The organism is Rhodococcus marinonascens NBRC 14363, assembly GCF_001894885.1.
GTDB lineage: Bacteria > Actinomycetota > Actinomycetes > Mycobacteriales > Mycobacteriaceae > Rhodococcus_F > Rhodococcus_F marinonascens.
Window position 1 is genome coordinate 1 of record NZ_BCXB01000119.1, and the last position, 1,506, is coordinate 1,506.

The 1,506-nt window shown below is 65.9% G+C and carries 1 protein-coding gene; it reads left to right on the plus strand.

Going from position 1 to position 1,506, the window contains the following annotated elements:
- Positions 1-125 precede the first annotated feature (125 nt).
- Entirely contained in the window at positions 126-1,217 is a 1,092-nt protein-coding gene (locus tag RM2_RS23105; RefSeq protein WP_072691773.1) for an IS110 family RNA-guided transposase, read from the plus strand.
- The last annotated feature ends 289 nt before the right edge of the window (positions 1,218-1,506 follow it).

A 1,506-nucleotide genomic window follows, 5' to 3' on the forward strand; every position in this document is an offset into this window, starting at 1 on the left:
CTAGACGGTATGAGTGACCGTCTCGTTCGTGAGGGGGTTGCGGGCCGGGGCCTCTGTCACCCATGTTCATGGGTTACCGGGCAGGGGTTGCCTGCCCGGTCTTTCCGACAGTGGTGGAGGCCCCGGTGTTCACCGAGCGTACGAGTGTTGGGCTCGATGTGCATGCACGATCGGTTGTTGCGGCAGCGATCGACAGTGTCACAGGTGAGCTCGTTCAGACCAGATTGGCCCCGTCCTACGAGCACATTCGTTCGTGGGTGACCGATCTTCCCGGGCCGGTAGCGGTGACCTACGAGGCCGGACCGACCGGGTTCGGGTTGTATCGGGCCTTGACCGCGGCGGGGATCCGGTGTGAGGTCGTGGCACCGAGCAAGCTGCAGAGACCGGTCGGGGATCGGGTCAAGACGGACGCGAAGGATGCGTTGCATCTGGCCCGGTTGCTGCGGTTGGACGAGATCACCTCGGTATCGGTCCCGAGTGCCGATCAGGAAGCGGCCCGGGATCTGGTGCGTGCGCGGGAGGATTGTCGGGGCGATCTGATGCGGGCACGGCACCGGCTCTCGAAACTACTGCTCCGTCACGGCATCGTCTACTACGGTGGTGCGGCGTGGACGGGCAAACACGACCTGTGGCTACGGGCGGAGGCCTTACCGCAACTGTCGGGGGCGGCGACCCGGTTGGCGTTCGATGCCGACTACGACCAGGTATTGACGGTGAGAGCGCGCCGGGACCGGCTCGATGCGACGATAGAGGAGATGGCTGCGGGCAGTGAGTTCACCCCGGTCGTGCGCCGGTTGGGGTGCCTGCGCGGGGTGAGCACGCTGACCGGATTCGCGTTGGCCGTCGAGATCGGCGATTGGCATCGGTTCACCGGCAACACCATCGGATCGTTCGTCGGATTGGTGCCCACCGAGTATTCCTCGGGTGCGTCACGGGTGCAGGGGTCGATCACCAAGACCGGGAACACGCATGTGCGCCGGTTGTTGGTCGAGTCCGCCTGGCATCACCGGCCCCGGTACCACGTCGGTGCCGTGATGCGGGGACGCTGGGATCAGGCACCCGCTGCCGCCCGGGCCCGCGGCGACGAAGGCAACCAGCGTCTGCACCGACGGTGGGTGGGCTTCCTCGAGCGCCGCAAACGGCCCACCGTCGCGAATGTGGCGATCGCCCGCGAGTTGGCCGGCTGGTGCTGGTCTCTGGCGGTCCTGACCGACTGATCGCCCACGATCTGCTTCGTCGCACGAGCCGGTGGTGGCAGCGCGTGGAGTGACCCGCGATACAGCTATGAGCAGGCCTCGTAGGGATCGATGCTCGATCCTAGACACGCGGACCCGCTCCAGCCGAAACCCCGTCCTGCGGTAGCCAATCCGCGTATATCAGTCTGACCGCGCGTCGTCAACGACACGCTCACCACGCAGACTCGTCGAGGAAGCAACGAGGCGCCGCCGGGGTAGCTCCCCGACGGCGCCTCACCATGCCCCCTTGACAAAGTTTCTTACATATCAG